This is a genomic window from Luteolibacter sp. (assembly GCF_039920825.1).
GTDB lineage: Bacteria > Verrucomicrobiota > Verrucomicrobiia > Verrucomicrobiales > Akkermansiaceae > Luteolibacter.
This window is the reverse complement of the sequence record NZ_JBDSCX010000041.1, coordinates 128,312-146,464: the sequence shown is the minus strand read 5'-3', so window position 1 is coordinate 146,464 and position 18,153 is coordinate 128,312. Positions and strand designations below refer to the sequence as shown.

Below are 18,153 nucleotides of genomic sequence, written 5' to 3'. Positions count from 1 at the left end.
CATGAGCGAAGGAAACACGCACAGCCTACGGGTTGCGTCCGATGTGAAGCTCGGCAGCAATGTCATATTGTATGATTTCATCAATCTCTACGGCTGCGAGATCGGTGACGAAACACGGATCGGATGTTTCGTTGAAATCCAAAAAGGCGCGAAGGTCGGAGCCCGGTGCAAGATTTCCAGCCACGTCTTCATTTGTGAGGGCGTCACCATCGAGGACGAAGTGTTTGTCGGCCACGGAGTGATGTTTACGAACGACCTGTTTCCAACATCGGTTGCCGCTGACGGGGCGCTTCGGAAGGAGGGAGACTGGAAATGCCACCCGACTCTCGTTAAACGCGGCGCATCGATCGGATCGGGCGCGACCCTCCTCGGCGGAATCACAATTGGCGAGAATGCCATGATCGGTGCCGGCAGCACGGTGGTGAAGGACGTGCTTCCTAACACAACTGTTGTCGGAAACCCGGCGAGACTTGTGAAATCCTCGAAAAATTAGAAACCGTGAAAGTTCCGTTTCTCGATCTTCAAGCGCATCATGCTCCGATGCGGGAGGAGATTCGTCGCGCCATTGACGAAGTGGTCGACTCTGGGAGTTTCTCAGGCGGATCCTTCGTAGAGGACTTTGAAAACGATTTTGCGGATTATTGCGGAACGAAATACGCGGTGGGGGTTGGATCCGGAACGGACGCATTGTGGCTTGCAATGCTGGCAATGGGAGTCGGCCCCGGAGACGAGGTGATCACCGTGCCGATGACATTTTTCGCGACAGCCGAAGCAATCACAATGACAGGAGCGAAGCCCGTCTTTGTGGATATCGACGAGAGAACCTACACCATGGATCCATCGGCAGTGGGCAATGCTGTGACCTCGCGAACCAAGGCTATCATTCCCGTGCATTTGTTTGGCCAGCCAGCGGCAATGGATGCGATCAATCGAATGGCCGCAAAATACGGAATTCCCGTTATTGAGGACGCCTCGCAAGCCCACGGGGCTGTCTACAAAGGATGCAAAGCCGGATCGCTGGGCAATGCCGGTTGCTTCAGTTTCTACCCCGCTAAAAACCTGGGAGCCATGGGTGAAGGCGGTGCCGTGGTCACTGACAACGAAGATCTGGCCACGAAGCTGCGCGTCCTCAGAAATCATGGACAAGCCCTGAAAAATCATCACTCGATCGTCGGCTGGAACAGCAGGATGGATTCTATCCAAGCGGCGGTTCTGCGGGTCAAATTGGGATATCTCGACCAAGGCAATCAATTGCGGCGCGAACATGCGCGGAAATATGAAGAGGCGTTCAGTTCAACTGATGGTATCATTACTCCCTGGAGAGACAAAAATGCAGAGCATGTCTATCATGTCTACGCCCTTCAGGTACGCGAGCGTTTGAGGCTCATTGAAACCTTCACCGACAAGGGAATCGGATATGGGGTGCATTATCCAGTCCCGATCCACCTTCAGCCGGCATACGCCGATCTGGGTTACAGAAAAGGTGATTTCCCGGTCTCCGAGCAATGTGCTGACCGTTTCATCTCCATTCCCATGTTTCCCGAATTGAATGACGTGCAAATCGAAGTGGTCATCGAGGCCGTCAAGGAAGTCCTTATTCCTTGCAAGGCAGCCTGACGGACTTGCCGCAATTCGTCCGACCATTCATTAATTAATTTCGATCCAATCATCCAACTCACCGGATTCTGATGCAAAAGTCTCAAAAACAAAGTCCCCAGGAAGCATTCGGCGTCCAGGATATCCTCTATATTCTTTTCAAACACAAATGGAAGATCTTGATCCTCTCCATGCTGGGTTTCGGTGCCTCCGCATTTGTATTTGTAAACCGCGAAGTGCTCTATCAGTCGCAGGCGAATATTCTCGTCAGCTATGTGCTGAACCGGAGCACTGTGGATGATTTTCAGTCTCAAACGAACACTTCGGGAGGCCCTGGCGATCAAGTCATCAATACTGAGGTGGAAATCATCACCAGTGAGAATCTCGCATTGGCCGTCGCCGATGCTGTGGGGATCGATAAGATCCTGCCGGACGCGCCGCAGGGGGCTAAACTGGCGGATGCGGCCGCTACCATCCTCGGTCACCTTGAGGTGGGGGTGACGCCGGGAAACAACGTGTTGCATATCAGCTATAGCAATCCAAATCGCGACTACTCGGTGCTGGTGCTGAATGAACTCGTGAAACAATATTCGATCAAGCATCTGGAACTTCATCGTTCCGCTGCCGCTTTTGATGATGTTTCCAAACAATCGGAAGAAGTTCGTCTTCGCCTGAAACAAACTGAGACGGAGTTGGACAAACTCAGATCGGATTCAGGGATTACTACTTTGGCAGGGGCGACGGGTGCACTGGAAAACCAAAAGGCGAGAACCCGCGAAGACTTGATGGCGGCCAAAGCGGAACTGGCTGAAAAGGCCGCTCATATCGAAGCGCTTGAGAAATCACCCTTGTATGCGGAGGAAATAGGAGAAAACGGGGTGAAAAAAAATCCAAAGGACGGCGCTCTGGGCGGCAAAGTCCCATTGCAGGTTCTCAGCGAATACAAAGCCCTGCTGGATATGCTCGGAGTTCTTCAGAAGCGAGATCTTGAACTGCGCATGAAATTCACATCGGGAAATCGCTTGGTTTCGGCAACTCAAGAGCGAATCAACGAAGCGGAGTCAAAGCGAAGGGATTTGGTTGTTAAATATCCCGAACTCCTCACGCAATCCGCATTGTTGGATAGCGATTCAAAATCTCCCGAAATGAGTTTATTTTCGGAAAAAGCGAATCTGGCGTCTGTTACCGCCAAGGTTAAAGCATACGAAAAACACCTCGAGGAGATCGATGAGCAATACAAAGAGCAATATGCATTGGGTTCGCAAATCGAAGTTCTTGACCGGAGGAGACAGCTCGAGGATGCGGAGTATCGTTCTCTGGAACTTAAACTGAAAGACGCGATTCTCGACAAGAGACTGGACCCGACAAGAATGCCTAACCTCAGGGTCATTCAGGATCCTTCGACACCCAAACCGACCTACGACAAACTTACCAAGAAAATTGTCGCTGGTCTGGCTGCCGCCGGAATAGGGATCGGAGTCGGTCTTGCTTTCCTGATCGAACTCCTCTTCGACCGCCGGATCAAGCGGCCTACCGACATTCAAGCTCGCCTGCAATTGCCGCTTTTGTTGTCGATACCCTATATCAAGAGGAAAGACCGTGGAGGACTCATGCTCGCTCATGAACCGAACGTCCCAAGAATTGGAACCAATGGTACTACCAAGGAGTCTGTCATCCAACATAAAATCACACCTGAGACCGCCATCCGGAAAGCCAACCATTTCATCCTGCCCTACTCGGAAACCATTCGGGACCGCATCATCTTCAACTTCGAAGTCAACAACGTCACTCACAAGCCGAAGTTGGTCGCGGTAACGGGACTGTCCGAAGGCGCGGGAGCATCGACCATCGCTGCCGGACTGGCAAAGTCATTTTCCGAGATCAACGGGGCCAAGGTGTTGTTGGTGGATTTGAGTTCCTATCATCCCGAGGATAATCCGATCTTCGGCGAGGTCGCACGATACAGTCTGACTGGAGCGCTTCAGCTCGCGAAGGGTCCGCAGTTCAAAGCAAGCGATCAGAATCTCTATTACGCGAGTGCCACGGCGCGGCGCGACGAGAGCGGACTCACCACGTTTTCACCGATGCATCTGTATGAAATGATGCCTCATCTCCAGGCGAGTGATTACGATTATATCATTTTCGACATGCCGCCGATTGATCAGACCAGCAGGACTCTGACAATGGCTGGATTGATGGACAAGGTGATCCTTGTCCTCGATGCGGAAAATACCAGTCGCGATGCCTTGAAGTGGGGTTACTCGGAACTAGGTAAAGGAAAGGCGGATGTATCCTGTATCTTTAACAAAACCCGATCCCATGCGCCTGGTTGGCTTATCGGCCAGAGTTGAAAGGCTCTGATTTCAGACGTTCACGCTGGTAAGAATTCATTTCCTACACGATCAAATGCTGCAACACGCGAAGCATCCGGTATCCCGTGCGATGGCAAGTGGATCGCATGGCATCCTGGCTCGCGCCTATTTCAGGGTAAAGCCGTTCATTCCAAGGAGCATCCGCTGGATCATCCGGCGCAGTCGGATTCCGGGAATCATGAGGCAAAGCGCGGGTCTGTGGCCGATCAATGAATCGGCCGGCAGCAAACCTCCCGGCTGGACAGGTTGGCCCGACGGCAAAAAGTTCGCGCTGGTTTTCACCCATGACGTTGAATCAAAAGATGGTATTGGAAACGTCCGCCAACTCGCTGAACTGGAGATGAGCTATGGGTTCCGCTCCTCATTCAATTTCATTCCACAAGGGCCCTATGAGGATCCGGCGGGCCTTCGCCGATGGCTGGTGGACAATGGTTTTGAAGTGGGAGTGCATGATCTCAACCACGACGGGCAACTGTATGAATCCAGGGAGAGCTTCACTCGGAAGGCGAAATATATCAACGACTACCTCAAGGATTGGGATGCGGTTGGATTTCGTTCGGGGTTCATGCTTCACCAATTGGATTGGCTCCACGACCTGAACATTTTATATGACGCGTCCACCTTCGATACGGACCCGTTTGAACCACAGCCGGATGGCTCGGAAACAATATTTCCGTTTCTCGTGAAGTCGCCGGGCGGCGACGGAAATTCGGGATATGTCGAACTTTCCTACACTCTGCCTCAGGATTCGACGTTGTTCCTGCTGTTGCGGGAAACGACGCCACGGATCTGGAAGCAGAAGCTCGATTGGATCACGCGGCATGGCGGACTCGCCCTTGTGAACATCCACCCGGACTATATCGACTTTACGAAGTCGGGTTCATCATCTTCCACTTATTCCTCGGATTTGATCGCTGAATTTATGAAATACGCCCGCGAGAACTACGAGGGAATGTTTTGGAATCCCTTGGCCAGGGAACTGGCCCAGTGGTATCGCGACGGGATTTCAAATCCCGTAAACAATCAAGCATGCGGAATTCCGCAGGAAAATCTCAATCTCCCCCCACAACCATGATCAGGCTAAGACACAAACTGTTAATCCATATCTTCCGCCTTTTGGATCAACTAATGTTGATCGTTACAGGGCTCGGCATTATCTATTTCCGTCCCGAGAGAGTCATTCAGGGCGGAGCTCAAATCCTGAATGCGACATTCCACATCGAGGATACGATTGGAATGCTTATCCTCGCCGCCGGCTGGGTTGGCATTTTCGATTACTTTATCCGATATAAAGCGGATCGGTTGGTCGCACTCAACACGCAGGTCAAGAATCTGGTGAAAGCGACCGGATTCGCCTCGTTCTGGCTCATGATCATCTGTGCGGTTTTTTCCGTCCAGAGTTTTAACATTTTCAATATCCTCATCTTCTTCGCGATTGTAACCACTTTTGGGATTGTGGCCCGGTTGTTGCTCAGGCTGGTGCTGCTGAGCGCGCGACGCTCGGGATACAATTACCGCTTCCTGCTGGTGGTCGGAGCGAACGACCGGGCCTTTGAGGTCGCGGATCGAATCGACGACAAGCCGGAGCTGGGATATAAGATTGTCGGTTTTGTCGCCGAGACGGCTTCCGCCCGCGAGGAGTTGGATGCGCGGAAGAATGAGCGAAGGGTTCTCGGCGTTCTTGAGAATCTCAGAACCATTCTAACTGAAGAGCGGGTGGATGAAATCATGGTGTGCCTGCCTGTTGATTCCCGCTTCAGCGACATCACCATGATTGTCCAGAATGCCAGGGACCTGGGAGTTGTTGTCAGGTTGATGCCGAATTTTGCCGATGGAACCTTGTTGAGGAATATGTACATCGAGGAATTCGACGATGAGTACGTTGTTACTCTTTTCCGCGAACAATTGTTAGTCCAACTGTTGGCAAAGCGATTGATCGACGCTTCCGTCTCACTGGCCGTCCTGATTATCCTCATGCCGATGATGTTGGTGGTCGCGATTTTGATCAAACTGACCAGCCCGGGTCCCGTGTTCTTCTCTCAAAACCGGGTGGGAATGAATCAACGTCAGTTCCGTCTCTACAAGTTCCGCTCGATGGTCGCCGATGCCGAGGATCGGAAGCTTGAACTACAGCATCTCAACGAACGGGATGGTCCAGCCTTCAAGATTGAGAACGATCCGCGGACCACTGCGATCGGCCGTTTCATCCGGAAATTGAGCATCGATGAGCTGCCCCAGTTGTTGAACGTCCTTAGCGGGGAAATGAGTCTCGTCGGCCCGCGTCCGCCGTTGCCGGACGAGGTGAAGCGGTATGAATGGCTTTTCCGGAAAAGGCTCTCGGTGAAACCGGGGATTACCTGCATCTGGCAAATCAGCGGTCGTAACAGCGTTTCATTCGAAGACTGGATGGAAATGGACCATGAATACATCGAAAACTGGTCTTTGCTGCTGGATCTGAAGATTCTGCTGAAGACGGTCCCTGCGGTCTTATTCGGACGTGGAGCATCTTGAAAATCGTGGAGATGGCTGAACGGAAGAAAAAGGTTCTGGCGATTTCGTCAGGTGGGGGACATTGGGTTCAACTGCTCCGGCTGAGGCCGGCATTTGAAGGATCCGACGTAGTTTATGCCACCGTGCGCGAAGGTTATCGAAAGGACGTCGGCGATGCGGAATTCCGACTGATTTGCGATGGCAATCGCTGGAACAAATTCAAGCTCCTTAAAAGCGCGGCAGGTATTTTCCTGCTCCTCTTGCGCGAGCGTCCGGATGTTGTGATTTCAACCGGTGCCGCACCTGGATATTTCGGGGTCAGATTCGGAAAGTGGCTTGGAGCGCGGGTGATCTGGGTAGATAGCGTGGCAAATGCCGAGGAGCTCTCCATGTCAGGACAGAAGGCCGGGGAATTCGTCGATCTCTGGTTGACCCAATGGCAACATTTGGCCGGCGAAAACGGACCTCAATGGATGGGAAGCGTGCTATGATATTGGTGACCGTCGGAACCGACCTGCCTTTTGACCGGATGGTCAGAATCGTGGATGCTTGGGCTCGCGAAAATCAAAGGCAAGATGTCTTCGCCCAGATCGGCGAAGGGGGGTGGAAACCGACGTACATTCGCCATGCGGAATTTCTTCAGCCCGTTGAGTTCGGCGAATATTTCAACGCCTCGAAGATCATCATTTCCCATGCGGGAATGGGGACGATTCTTTCCGCGCTCTTTCACGGCAAGCCGATCCTGGTCATGCCGAAGTTGGCCAAATTGGGTGAACACAGGAATGAGCATCAAACCGCCACCGCCGTCCGGATGAAGGAAATCGGAAACGTCAATGTGGCGTTCGATGAGGACGAGCTCCGTTATCGTTTGGACCATTTGGATGAGTTGGAGCCAAGTCGAAGGATCGGTTCGTCCGCAAGCGAGGGACTTGTGAACGGTATCCGCCAATTTATCTGGGAATAAACGGCAACTGGGGGTCGCCGTCGCATATACAAAGTCAATTCATGATCAATAGATGTGTATCACGTTGATTATAAGTGTATTGAATTTTATCGCTGGATGATGCACTCAATCGGAGCCAAATTTCGCGCCTTCGCTTCTGAAACCTGCGGGCAAATAAAAAACGATTTAGCCAAGACCTTCGAGCCAAGTGAATTACAGGTCGTTTTAAAAAATCGGCTTGATTTAGCTGCTTTGTAAGGCATTTTTGAAAACGAAACGTGATTATTTGCTGTTCCTAACAAAATTTTGATTTTCCAGCCATGAAAATTCTCAACTCGATCCGGATGTCCCTGATGGCTGTCTGCATTTGCGCGTGTTTCGTATCCTCCGCACGCGCTGCGTCTTCGGTTTCGCAATACGGCATTACGTGGACCTTTTCGACAGACCGCACCGTTGGACAATTCGTCAACGGCGACTGGTGGGTGATCGGCCCGGTTACTGTTACAAGTATCACACCCGCCCCGGTGGTTACCAGCTTCAGTGTCAATGGTTCGATGATCAATCCCATACCGGGACAACCGCAGGGGTTATATTATGATTCAGGGACCAACTCGCCAGCCTATGCGGCGGATAAAAATGTAGCGATGCAGCTACCGGTGACCATCCAGCCGGAAAATTCCCTCTATTCCACGATCAACAACCCGAACACCTGGACGGCAGGAGATTTGATGGAAAAGACTTGGTTCAAGGAAACCGCTGTTCTGACAATCTTGTCCACCGCGCCTCCGGCCGGAAGTTTTCGTCCTCCGTATGCCGGAGCTAACAAGACCATCAAGTCCAATTGGAATGTCTCCAAGATGAACTACTCCGCGCTCAGGAGCTTGGTTGCTCCGAATGCCGCGAATGTTCCGAGCAGGGTTTGGCTGGAGAATGCCACTCAGAGGCCGCTGCTCGAGATGCACTACAACTATCTCAACTCCCAATGGAAAGCTTCATGGGCTGAGAACAAAGACGGCGGTTATCCCCGCCGCACTTATGGCCGCGAGATTTCCCACATCAGCAGCGGTGCGGGTTTGTTCCTGCAGACCAATGTCAGCAACGCCACCAAGGAACGACTATTGATCAATATGTGCCAATGGGGAATCGATATTCACGGGTTGATTAACAACGGCATGCAATGGCAGTCCAACGGCGGCCACAATTTGGGAAGATTCCTCCCGCTTTATATCGCCGCGAAAGTTCTGGGAGATGGTGACATGCTCATCCAGGCAAACGGTTCGAGAGGTCCGTTTCAAGAATTCCAGAACCATTATTTCATCCTCCAGTCGGATATTGATAGACCCCGGGCAACCGGCCTGTCGGTACCGGCGGTACCTTACACTCAAGCCATGCTTGGGATGCCTGAATGGAGTTCGGACGGGAGATCTCAGCAGGAACGGGCTTCGTCCGACTTCTGGGCTGATCCGGGTTACCGTTATGTAAACGGTGCTCCGAACTGCGCGGTGATTGCCACCGTCACCCTCATGGGCGGCAGGACGGAAATGAATCAAGAGGCCTATTATCGTTACATTACCGAACGTTATTATCCTTTGAAAAAGGGCACGGCTTCGGGAGTGCTTCCAGCATATAGCGATCAAATCACGTTTTTTACCCGCGACATGTGGGAGACCTACATCGCCGGAGGGACGATTCCGCCGGTGGATACCAGCACGCCTCCATCGAAAGTCACGGGAGTCAAAGTGGTCAAATAAACGTTTTTGATTCCGGCATCTGGACCGGTGCGATGGCGTTTTTAGAAATGCCTGCGATGCAGCGACAATGCCGAGCGCGTTGCTTCGGAGTTCAGCAGGCCAACGAGAGGGTAAAGTCCCGAGGCGTTTTGCGGGACAGAATCCATTCGTTCCTTGGATCATTTGACTTTTTCCCGAGATCGCCAATCCCGCTTGTTTCAAAACAACCGCATGTCAAAATCCACTGAAAAAAAGGCAGTCCGGGTTCTCTACAGTTTCCCGCACAGGCTTGGAGCGGGGCGCATTTGTTGGACGGCATGGCAGCAGGTCCTCGGCCTTGATTCGGCCGGCGCGGATGTGACCGCGATTGTGGGGTCTGCGCTGAGGGTGCCTCCCGCTGACGTTAAATTGAGAAAGACACTGTCCCTCGGGCGCCGACTACGTATCCCGTTCAGGCTGTTGGGAGCGCGGCGCATGGCAATGCTTCATGACTGGCGGACGTCACATTGGCTCAAATCCCATTCCAAGGAAATCGACATCGTTCATACATGGCCGTTGGGAAGTCTGTATACGATCCGCGCCGCCAAGAAGTTGGGCATCCCCGTTGTCATGGAAAGACCTAACACCCACACCGGTTTTGCTTACGAGGTGGTTGACGAGGAGTGCGGGCTGATCGATTTCAAATTGCCGGACGGTTACGAACACAAGTTCGATGCCGTCAATCTTGCGCACGAACTGACGGAGTATGCCGAAGGTGATTTTCTACTATGCCCTTCTGAATTCGTGGAGAGAACGTTTCTCGACAAGGGCTTTTCACCTGAAAAGCTACTCCGTCATCAGTATGGATACGACCAATCCGCGATTTGGCCTGGAGACCAAACCGCCAACCCTGGCAAGGGCCTGGTGATGATCTATGTGGGTCTGTGTACTCCCAGAAAGGGGCTGCATTACGCGCTTCAGGCTTGGCTTGCCTCGAAGGCCAGCCAAAATGGCCGGTTCATGATTTGCGGTGATTTCGTTCCGGGTTACCGTGAAAAACTGGGTGATCAGCTTAATCATCCAAGCATCGAAATTCTTGGACATCGTAACGATATCCCCGAGTTGATGAGGCAATCGGACTTGTTTGTTCTCTCATCGATAGAAGAGGGGAGTGCGTTGGTGACCTATGAAGCGCGGGGATCCGGATGTGTTCTGTTGGTTTCCGATGCATCCGGGGCGGTTTGCAGCCACCTCGAGAACGCGATGGTTCACGCCTCGCGGGACCTGGACGCCCTCACTTCGCACATCGATCGGCTGAATGATGATCGTGAACTTCTGGGCACGCTACGCTCGGCCTCGATCAGCCAACTCGATCAACTCACCTGGCATGCGGCAGGGGCAAGACTTCTGGAGGTTTACCAGGAAGCGCTTGATCGGTAACCAAGGGATTTTCAGAGCAAAGCAAGCCCATGACCGCTATCAGAAGCCTTCGTAAAAAGCTTGGTGCCATCAAGTGTGTGGTCTTGGACCAATGGCCATACCGCGGCAGGATGAAATCCATTCCAGCGGTTCGTGAAAAATACCGCCCTCTGCTGGACAAGCTTCCGCCCTTGCCGCCATTCCGCGAAAATCGGTATGAACTTCACATGTTGTGCGGTCATCGCGACACGGACATGGGGATCTGGGCGAGTTGGAGCATCATGCGTTTTCTTGATGGCCAGGCTCGTCTCTATGTTCATTCCGACGGAACCTTGACTGAAGAGGATGGGGATCGTTGGAGAAAAATCATCGGCGAGGTGAGGGTCATCGATCGCAACGAAAGCGATGTGACCGTTGAGAGGGAACTGGCCGAAAAAACCACTCATCTCTATCCGTGGCGTTGCTCGAACTGGGCGAGCGCCCAACTCGTCGACATTCACTTTTTCGGAGAGGCCCCCACGATGCTCATCATGGATTCCGACGTGCTGACGTTTTCGAAGCCACAAGAAGTGATTGATGCCTTGAGCGCATCACCCTCGAAGTTCGCCTGGTGCAAGGATCTTCGGGATGCTTATTCTTCAACTCCGGAAATTCTTCAGGAAATCACCGGTGCCCGGGTTCCTCAGAGATTGTGCGCGGGTTTTCTGGTGTGTCCTCGCCTCGGGATCGAAGACTTTGTGAAGCTTGACGATCAGATGAGAAAAATCGATGCCGATCCAAGGGTGGAGGTAGGACATTTCTGGTCGTGTCAGACTTACTACGCGCTGGTCGCCAGCAGATTCCCGGGTTCCGGATATTTCTCCGATTTGTATTCGAACACGGACGGTCAAACAAATGGGAGCCAGGTCTTGCGGCATTTCGTTGGGATACCGAAAGTGAGATTTAGATATTTTACCGAGGGCCTGGCAAGAATTGCCGGAGAACTCGGAATGCGTTCCTAGGAATGCCTGCCGGCCTTTGACAGGCCGTGCGGAGAGTTGACTCGTTTTGACCGGATACTAAAAATATCCTGCCAACATCGCGCGCCATGAATTTTCCCGCCACGCTGTTTTTCTTCGCCGTCGCAGTCGCGCTGTGGACGGTGCCCAGGAGGCTGGCTCCTGTTCCACTTCTGATAGGGTGCTGTTACATGACCATGGGACAGAGCCTGAACCTCGGGCTGATCAATCTTCCCATCTTCAGAATGCTGTTGATTGTGGGAATGGTGCGTGTGTTCGCCAAAAAGGAGTTTGCACCGGGCGGGCGCAACAAAATCGATACCCTGGTGATCTTATGGGGATGTTGGGTGATGTTCGCGAGTTTCTTTCATCAGTATATCCCGGGATCAGGGCCGATCTACACTTCGGGAGTGGTGATGAACGTCACCTTTGTCTATTTTCTGTTCAGAAACTGGATCCGCGACGCGGGAGAAATCGCTGATATCGCGAAAGCACTTGCCATCATCCTAACACCTGTGGCGATCGAGATGGCCATGGAGCGCGTCACCGGGAAAAACAATTTTTCGGTTTTCGGATATGTCCCCGCGAATGTCGACATGAGGGAAGGCAAGTTCCGGGCGCAAGGTCCTTTCGGACATTCGATTCTTGCGGGCACCGTAGGAGCGGTTTGCTTTCCTCTCATGGTTGGAATCTGGTCCCGTCATCGCCGCAGCGCCATCCTCGGGATCATGGTCTGCCTGTTCATGATTTTCGCATCCGCGTCGAGCGGGCCGATCATGAGTTTGCTGATGGGCATTGGTGCCATCATGCTTTGGTATCAACGTCCTTTGGTGAGCGTACTGCGCTGGGCGGCCGTGGGAACCTATCTGATTGCGGAGTTGGTGATGACCCGACCTGCGTACTATCTTATTTCGAAGATCGATCTCACGGGTGGCAGCACCGGATGGCACAGGTCCCAGTTGATGGAAACTTTCTTCGCGCATTTTAGCGAATGGTGGTTCGCCGGAACGGACCACACGCGGCATTGGATGCCGTATGGAGTCCCGATCGGAAACGGCAATCACATCGACATCACGAACTACTATATCACGTTTGCGATTCTCGGAGGGCTTCCGTCCATGCTCCTTGTCATCTGGATTCTCACCAAGGCCTTCAGTTGGATTGGCAAGATTCTTCAGTATGATGACATTCTGGAGGTGGACGATCAGTTCATGGTCTGGTGCATGGGGGCTGGGATGATGGCTCACGCCGCCACCAGCATTTCCGTGGCCTACTTCGATCAGTCCATGATTTTCTTCTGGCTGAATGTCGCGGTCATCAGTTCGTTTTATTCAAGTGTGTCGTTGGAAGCGGACGAGGATGAGATGGATTTCGCTGCCGAGATTGAGGGTGTCCGTCACGATCGGCACCCTCCGCCGGCGCACCACGGCATTTGAAATAGGACGGCAATGAGTGGAGTCGTTTCCACGAAACATATTTCGTCCGGTCCTATCATTTTAGACAATTGAAAATGGTTTCAGTAATTATTCCCACCTACAATCGAATCGGAACGATCCGCCAAGCCGTTGAAAGCGTGTTGGCGCAGACCTATCCCGATATCGAGATCGTCATTGCCGATGATGGCTCGACGGATGGCACCTGTGAGAGTTTGGAGAGCTACGGCGATAAAATCCGGATCGTCAAACAGCCCAACCGCGGTCCTTCCGCGGCGAGAAATCTCGGAGTGAAAGAATCGAGCGGTGAAATCCTGGCTTTCCTCGATTCCGACGATTTATGGCTTCCTGAAAAAATTGAGCGACAGATGGAGGTCCTCGAGGCGGGAGGCAAAAGCGTTCCATGTTGCATCTGCAATGCGACGCTGGAAAGTGAACCTGGAAAAACCATGACCTCTTTCGAGGCCGCGGAGATCAATTGCAAATCGGAAGCCGGCTATATTCTCAATCTCTCGCAGTTGCTTGCCACCCGGTTCGTCCTTTTCAACCAAGTCGTTGTCGTTAGGCGGGAAGTGTTTGAGAGGATCGGCGGATTCAACGAGGATCTATGGTTGCTGGAAGATCATGACCTCGCGCTCCGGTTGTCGATTCAGGGGAAATGGGGATTTGTCCGAAGCCCGCTGGTCTGCAAATACGAGAGCGTCGGAAATCTGGGCGGGACGGCGAGAAAAGACCACGCCCGCCACTTGGAAGCGGTCGTCAATGTGCTCGACATGTTTTTGCAGAATCAGTCGCTGATCAGTACCTCGCTGAGAAAAGAGGTGGAACGTGAGCGGGAGGAGTTGATGGGGGCCATCTCTGCCACCAGATTGGCCGGTAGCTCTGCTAGAGGTGCGGCCATCACCGGAAAGGCGTTGCTTTTCATCCAGCGGATCCGGCGGGCAATCCGCAGAAGATCTCCATCATGGCCCGTAGCCTGCATTGAACCTCTCGATTCCCGTTTCACTGAATCGTTGCCGCAAGAACCGAGAGAAGAATCTGTCGGCCAGGCGGCGGGCCTCGGAGGCGGGATGCGATGAACAAGTTGCATGATTGACAAGACCGGTTGGAGTGAGGCAAATCGCGGCGGTTAGTCGTGATGCCTGCCGGAAATTTTCTGTTATCAAAATCTATTATGAACGAGATCACTATCGAAGCAGGACGTGCGGAGCGTCAGTACTGGCGGGACCTTTGGCGTTATCGGGAGCTGTTTTATTTCCTGGCGTGGCGTGATATCCTCGTCCGTTATAAACAAACGGTCATCGGTGTGGCGTGGGCGGTGATCCGGCCGATGCTCACGATGATCGTGCTGACCTTCATCTTCGGCAATCTCGCCAAGATGCCGTCCGGCGGGATTCCGTATCCAATACTTGTATTTTGCGGAATGCTTCCCTGGCAGTTTTTCGCGACGGCGTTTTCAGAAAGCGGCAACAGTCTGGTTTCCAATGCAGGCATGATCTCCAAAGTCTATTTCCCAAGATTGGTTGTTCCCGTTAGCAGCGTGATCACGAGCTTTGTGGATTTCCTGATCTCGGCGGTATTGCTCGGTCTGATGATGGCTTATTACAGATATCTTCCGGGAGCCACGATTCTGGTGCTTCCTGTGTTTGTGTTGCTGGCTTTCGCAACAGCGTTTGGATCTGGATTGTGGATCTCGGCACTGATGGTCCGCTACCGTGACTTTCGTTACATCGTGCCCTTTGTTGTCCAGTTCGGGTTGTACATATCTCCAGTGGGATTTTCCAGCAATGTGGTTCCTCCGGAATGGCGCCTGTTGTATTCGCTGAATCCCATGGTGGGTGTCATTGACGGGTTCCGTTGGGCTCTGCTTGGCGAAACAAACATCTACTGGCCCGGGTTTTATATTTCGGTGGCAGGCGTGATTTTTCTGATCGTCACGGGGATCTGGTATTTCCGCAAGACTGAGCGGACGTTTGCCGACGTGATTTGAGGGATCTTCCTTCGGGAGCTCGGGACCAAGAACATTTGTTCTTGGTAAGAGCCGCCGGAGATTTCAACCTTCTGCAAGCAACCGCCCATCAATTTGAACGACATCACACAAAATACGGAAGCCGGACAAACAACTCGCGACGACCAGGTCGGTACCCGGGTGGCGATCATCGGAATGGGCTATGTGGGATTGCCCCTCGCGCTCCAGTTTGTCAGATCGGGAACCCGTGTTCTCGGAATCGATGTTGACGAATCCAAGGTCGACCGATTGAACGGCGGTCAAAGCTATATCAAACATATTTCGTCCGAAGACATTGGCGAGGCGAGGCGTGACCAGCGCTTTTCCGCAACAACTGATTTTTCCGAAATCGCGGACGTGGCTGCCGTCATCATTTGTGTTCCAACGCCATTGAGCAAAAATCGGGACCCTGACATTTCCTACGTGTTGGACACTGGGCGCGCGATGGCTCCCCATTTGCGCAAGGGAACCTTGATCGCTCTTGAATCGACGACCTATCCGGGAACTACCGATGAGAATTTGAGAGCGGTTCTTGAAGAGGGATCGGGAATGGTTGCCGGGGTGGATTTCCATCTGGCATATTCGCCGGAACGTGAAGATCCCGGTAACCCCGCGAGCAAGGTGGGGGAGGTTCCGAAATTGGTCGGAGGTTTGACCCCGGCATGTCTTGAACTGGCGTTGGCCGTTTACGGAAGAGCGGTGAAAAATCTGGTTCCGGTCTCATCCTGCCGGGTGGCGGAGGCAGCCAAACTGTTGGAGAATATTTTCCGAAGTGTGAACATCGCCTTGGTGAACGAGTTGAAGATCGTTTATGCCGCGATGGGAATTGATATCTGGGAGGTGATCGCGGCGGCGAAGACCAAGCCCTTCGGATTCATGCCGTTCTATCCGGGGCCTGGTTTGGGCGGGCACTGCATACCCATCGATCCGTTTTATCTCACGTGGAAGGCTCACGAGTTCGAATGTGCGACCCGTTTCATCGAGCTGGCAGGTGAAATTAACACATCGATGCCGGGTTATGTGGTGGAGCGGATTGCCGAAGCGTTGAATGATGCGAAGAAGCCGCTGAATGGTTCGCGGATTCTCGTTCTGGGTCTGGCCTATAAGCCGAATGTGGACGATGAACGTGAATCGCCCAGCTATAGGATCATGGAATTACTGAAGCGCAAGGGCGGTGAGGTTTTCTATCACGATCCTTTTGTTCCAGTCATCGGGCAGACCCGCGAGCACTCCGAGTGGGCCGGGACGCCATCAGTGGAATGGAACCGCGAGACGATTTCCGGGTTTGATCTGGTGGTAATCTCAACCGCCCATACGTGTATTAATTACGCTGAACTGGCCGAGTGGGCTGCGTGCATTGTTGATACACGGAATGTGATGTCGGAGTTCCAATCGTCCAGAGGCAGAATCTGGAAAGCTTGATTCGATTGACTGAATCAAGAGATGGCGATTTCACCCGTGGCTCAGCATGACGGAGCCAGTAATTTTACATTATCTTGAGAATAGAGTCATACATATAGGCATATGAGCGAATCCATTATATCAGTCGAAAATCTTTCAAAACGTTACCTCATCGGACGCCAGGCGGAACAAGGTGACGGACTGCGGCATGTTCTCGAGCGGGCGATCCGCGCCCCCTTTGCATGGGCGAGTTCTGGCCAGCGGGAGAAACGGGAGAAGACCGAGGAGTTTTGGGCTGTTAGGGATGTGAGTCTGGAAATCAAGCAAGGAGAGATGATGGGAGTCATCGGCCGCAACGGTGCTGGCAAATCCACGTTGTTGAAGCTTCTGAGCCGGATTACGGAGCCCACCAAGGGAAAGATCAGTTTGCGCGGCCGGGTGGCGAGTCTGCTTGAGGTCGGCACGGGATTTCATCCGGAACTGACCGGGCGCGAGAACATTTTCCTAAACGGTGCGATCCTCGGGATGAGCCGACTGGAGATCAAAAGGAAGTTCGACGAGATCACCGCCTTCGCGGAGATCGACAAGTTTCTCGATACTCCGGTGAAGCGTTACAGCAGCGGCATGTATGTGCGCCTTGCCTTCGCCGTGGCGGCGCACTTGGAACCCGAAATTCTGATTGTTGACGAAGTGCTGGCGGTTGGTGACGCGGAGTTCCAACGAAAATGCCTCGGAAAAATGGAGGATGTGTCGGCCAAGGAGGGCAGAACCGTCATTCTGGTGAGTCACCAAATGACCGCGATCCAGAATTTGTGCACCCGGTGTATCCTGATGGATCGGGGCCAGTTGATCCAGGAAGGTGAGACTGAGGACGTGGTTAATTCCTACATGTCAAAAGGTGCGGAGTTAGCGAGCAGTGGTCTGACGGACCGCCGCGACCGTGCGGGCAAGGGCGACATCAGGGTGACAGCGATCGATCTCAGGGATGAATCCGGCAATGTCATCGTCGAGGCGATCGCGGGGAACAATGTGATTCTGAGCCTTTCCTATTCGGTCAAAGAAGGTGAAGTCCTGAACGACTGCATCGTGTGCGTTGAGATCTGCAAGGATCTCAAAAAGTATTTCGCGCTTTCCTCCGCGCTCGTTGACCGGCGCAAACTTCAGCTTTCCGGTGAAGGCCGCATCGATTTTCTTGTGCCGGATTGGCCGCTTTCCGGAGGACGTTATCACGTCAATATCTACATTGAAGCTGATCGGGCGATGCAGGATTACCTCAACGATGCATCCGTGATCGAGGTGATCGACGGAGATTATTTCGGCACCGGAAAACTCCATCATGAAGGCTGGCAGGGAACTTCCGTTCTTGTCCGGCACTCATGGAGTTTGCATCAGTGATCCAGATGGCCAGGTATCGGTTGGCCCTATTGCCTGAACTTTATGACTCAAAATGAACTCACCTTCGAAATCGTAACGCATTTTTAAAATTCGGACCCGGAAGTCCAAGCTGGAACCGGTCCCGTAATGTTGATGGATAAATTGTTCGCGCAAACGAGCAATTCCAGTCAACTGCGGAGACCGCCTTTTGGTCTCGATATCGGTGAGAATGCATCAGCCTCCTGACATTACGCGATCACGTGATATTAGGAGGCTGATTTCATGTTAGGATCTGGTCGATAAGAGGTCGGCAGCTCCCATTTACCGGGTGGTGTGAACCTTTAATTCCCCCCTGATATGAACTTTTCCTTATGCTTTCCGTGGTTTTGCGCCCGCTTGCTGGCGCAGGG

At 52.8% G+C, this 18,153-nt stretch carries 15 protein-coding genes; all 15 read left to right on the top strand.

Annotation, left to right across the window (positions count from 1 at the left end):
* Position 1 precedes the first annotated feature (1 nt).
* The 15 genes from ABIQ96_RS11775 (at position 2) to ABIQ96_RS11705 (ending at position 17,764) form a co-directional block, all read left to right on the top strand.
* On the top strand, positions 2-493 hold the full coding sequence (locus tag ABIQ96_RS11775; protein WP_348214787.1) for an acyltransferase: 492 nt from the start codon (positions 2-4) through the stop codon (positions 491-493).
* A gap of 5 nt (positions 494-498) precedes the next feature.
* Positions 499-1,617, top strand: a complete 1,119-nt coding sequence (locus tag ABIQ96_RS11770; RefSeq protein WP_348214786.1) for a DegT/DnrJ/EryC1/StrS family aminotransferase — start codon at positions 499-501, stop codon at positions 1,615-1,617.
* Between the two features lie 71 nt (positions 1,618-1,688).
* Complete coding sequence (locus tag ABIQ96_RS11765) at positions 1,689-3,947, top strand: Wzz/FepE/Etk N-terminal domain-containing protein (protein WP_348214785.1); 2,259 nt, start codon at positions 1,689-1,691, stop codon at positions 3,945-3,947.
* Positions 3,948-4,146: 199 nt separating this feature from the next.
* A complete protein-coding gene (locus tag ABIQ96_RS11760) occupies positions 4,147-5,043 on the top strand; it encodes a hypothetical protein (RefSeq protein WP_348214784.1) in 897 nt (298 codons plus the stop codon).
* A gap of 53 nt (positions 5,044-5,096) precedes the next feature.
* Positions 5,097-6,479 carry a sugar transferase gene (locus tag ABIQ96_RS11755; RefSeq protein WP_348214783.1) on the top strand — a complete coding sequence of 461 codons (1,383 nt, stop codon included), beginning with the start codon at positions 5,097-5,099 and terminating at the stop codon, positions 6,477-6,479.
* Between the two features lie 11 nt (positions 6,480-6,490).
* Complete coding sequence (locus ABIQ96_RS11750; protein WP_348214782.1) at positions 6,491-6,949, top strand: UDP-N-acetylglucosamine--LPS N-acetylglucosamine transferase; 459 nt, start codon at positions 6,491-6,493, stop codon at positions 6,947-6,949.
* Positions 6,895-7,422: a glycosyltransferase gene (locus ABIQ96_RS11745; RefSeq protein ID WP_348214781.1), complete on the top strand. Its 528-nt coding sequence runs from the start codon at positions 6,895-6,897 to the stop codon at positions 7,420-7,422. Before ABIQ96_RS11750 ends, ABIQ96_RS11745 begins: the two co-directional genes overlap by 55 nt.
* A 299-nt stretch (positions 7,423-7,721) precedes the next feature.
* A complete protein-coding gene (locus ABIQ96_RS11740; RefSeq protein ID WP_348214780.1) occupies positions 7,722-9,152 on the top strand; it encodes a hypothetical protein in 1,431 nt (476 codons plus the stop codon).
* Positions 9,153-9,362: 210 nt separating this feature from the next.
* Positions 9,363-10,550 carry a glycosyltransferase family 4 protein gene (locus ABIQ96_RS11735; RefSeq protein ID WP_348214779.1) on the top strand — a complete coding sequence of 396 codons (1,188 nt, stop codon included), beginning with the start codon at positions 9,363-9,365 and terminating at the stop codon, positions 10,548-10,550.
* 110 nt (positions 10,551-10,660) lie between these two features.
* A complete protein-coding gene (locus ABIQ96_RS11730; RefSeq protein ID WP_348214778.1) occupies positions 10,661-11,530 on the top strand; it encodes a hypothetical protein in 870 nt (289 codons plus the stop codon).
* A gap of 86 nt (positions 11,531-11,616) precedes the next feature.
* Positions 11,617-12,963 (top strand): hypothetical protein, encoded by a 1,347-nt coding sequence (locus ABIQ96_RS11725; RefSeq protein WP_348214777.1) that lies wholly within the window; start codon positions 11,617-11,619, stop codon positions 12,961-12,963.
* 74 nt (positions 12,964-13,037) lie between these two features.
* Positions 13,038-14,039, top strand: coding sequence for a glycosyltransferase family 2 protein (locus ABIQ96_RS11720; protein WP_348214776.1), 1,002 nt, complete (start codon positions 13,038-13,040; stop codon positions 14,037-14,039).
* Between the two features lie 95 nt (positions 14,040-14,134).
* A complete protein-coding gene (locus ABIQ96_RS11715; protein ID WP_348214775.1) occupies positions 14,135-14,950 on the top strand; it encodes an ABC transporter permease in 816 nt (271 codons plus the stop codon).
* Positions 14,951-15,124: 174 nt separating this feature from the next.
* Positions 15,125-16,390 carry a nucleotide sugar dehydrogenase gene (locus tag ABIQ96_RS11710; RefSeq protein ID WP_348214930.1) on the top strand — a complete coding sequence of 422 codons (1,266 nt, stop codon included), beginning with the start codon at positions 15,125-15,127 and terminating at the stop codon, positions 16,388-16,390.
* Between the two features lie 102 nt (positions 16,391-16,492).
* A complete protein-coding gene (locus ABIQ96_RS11705) occupies positions 16,493-17,764 on the top strand; it encodes an ABC transporter ATP-binding protein (RefSeq protein WP_348214774.1) in 1,272 nt (423 codons plus the stop codon).
* The last annotated feature ends 389 nt before the right edge of the window (positions 17,765-18,153 follow it).

Bases quoted from the DNA above. Each gene is read 5' to 3' on its own strand.
- ABIQ96_RS11775 (WP_348214787.1), top strand. From the start codon at position 2: ATGAGCGAAGGAAACACGCACAGCCTACGGGTTGCGTCCGATGTGAAG.
- ABIQ96_RS11765 (WP_348214785.1), top strand. From the start codon at position 1,689: ATGCAAAAGTCTCAAAAACAAAGTCCCCAGGAAGCATTCGGCGTCCAG.
- ABIQ96_RS11760 (WP_348214784.1), top strand. From the start codon at position 4,147: ATGAGGCAAAGCGCGGGTCTGTGGCCGATCAATGAATCGGCCGGCAGC.
- ABIQ96_RS11755 (WP_348214783.1), top strand. From the start codon at position 5,097: ATGTTGATCGTTACAGGGCTCGGCATTATCTATTTCCGTCCCGAGAGA.
- ABIQ96_RS11750 (WP_348214782.1), top strand. From the start codon at position 6,491: ATGGCTGAACGGAAGAAAAAGGTTCTGGCGATTTCGTCAGGTGGGGGA.
- ABIQ96_RS11745 (WP_348214781.1), top strand. From the start codon at position 6,895: ATGGCAACATTTGGCCGGCGAAAACGGACCTCAATGGATGGGAAGCGT.
- ABIQ96_RS11740 (WP_348214780.1), top strand. From the start codon at position 7,722: ATGAAAATTCTCAACTCGATCCGGATGTCCCTGATGGCTGTCTGCATT.
- ABIQ96_RS11735 (WP_348214779.1), top strand. From the start codon at position 9,363: ATGTCAAAATCCACTGAAAAAAAGGCAGTCCGGGTTCTCTACAGTTTC.
- ABIQ96_RS11730 (WP_348214778.1), top strand. From the start codon at position 10,661: ATGAAATCCATTCCAGCGGTTCGTGAAAAATACCGCCCTCTGCTGGAC.
- ABIQ96_RS11725 (WP_348214777.1), top strand. From the start codon at position 11,617: ATGAATTTTCCCGCCACGCTGTTTTTCTTCGCCGTCGCAGTCGCGCTG.
- ABIQ96_RS11720 (WP_348214776.1), top strand. From the start codon at position 13,038: ATGGTTTCAGTAATTATTCCCACCTACAATCGAATCGGAACGATCCGC.
- ABIQ96_RS11715 (WP_348214775.1), top strand. From the start codon at position 14,135: ATGAACGAGATCACTATCGAAGCAGGACGTGCGGAGCGTCAGTACTGG.
- ABIQ96_RS11710 (WP_348214930.1), top strand. From the start codon at position 15,125: ATGGGCTATGTGGGATTGCCCCTCGCGCTCCAGTTTGTCAGATCGGGA.
- ABIQ96_RS11705 (WP_348214774.1), top strand. From the start codon at position 16,493: ATGAGCGAATCCATTATATCAGTCGAAAATCTTTCAAAACGTTACCTC.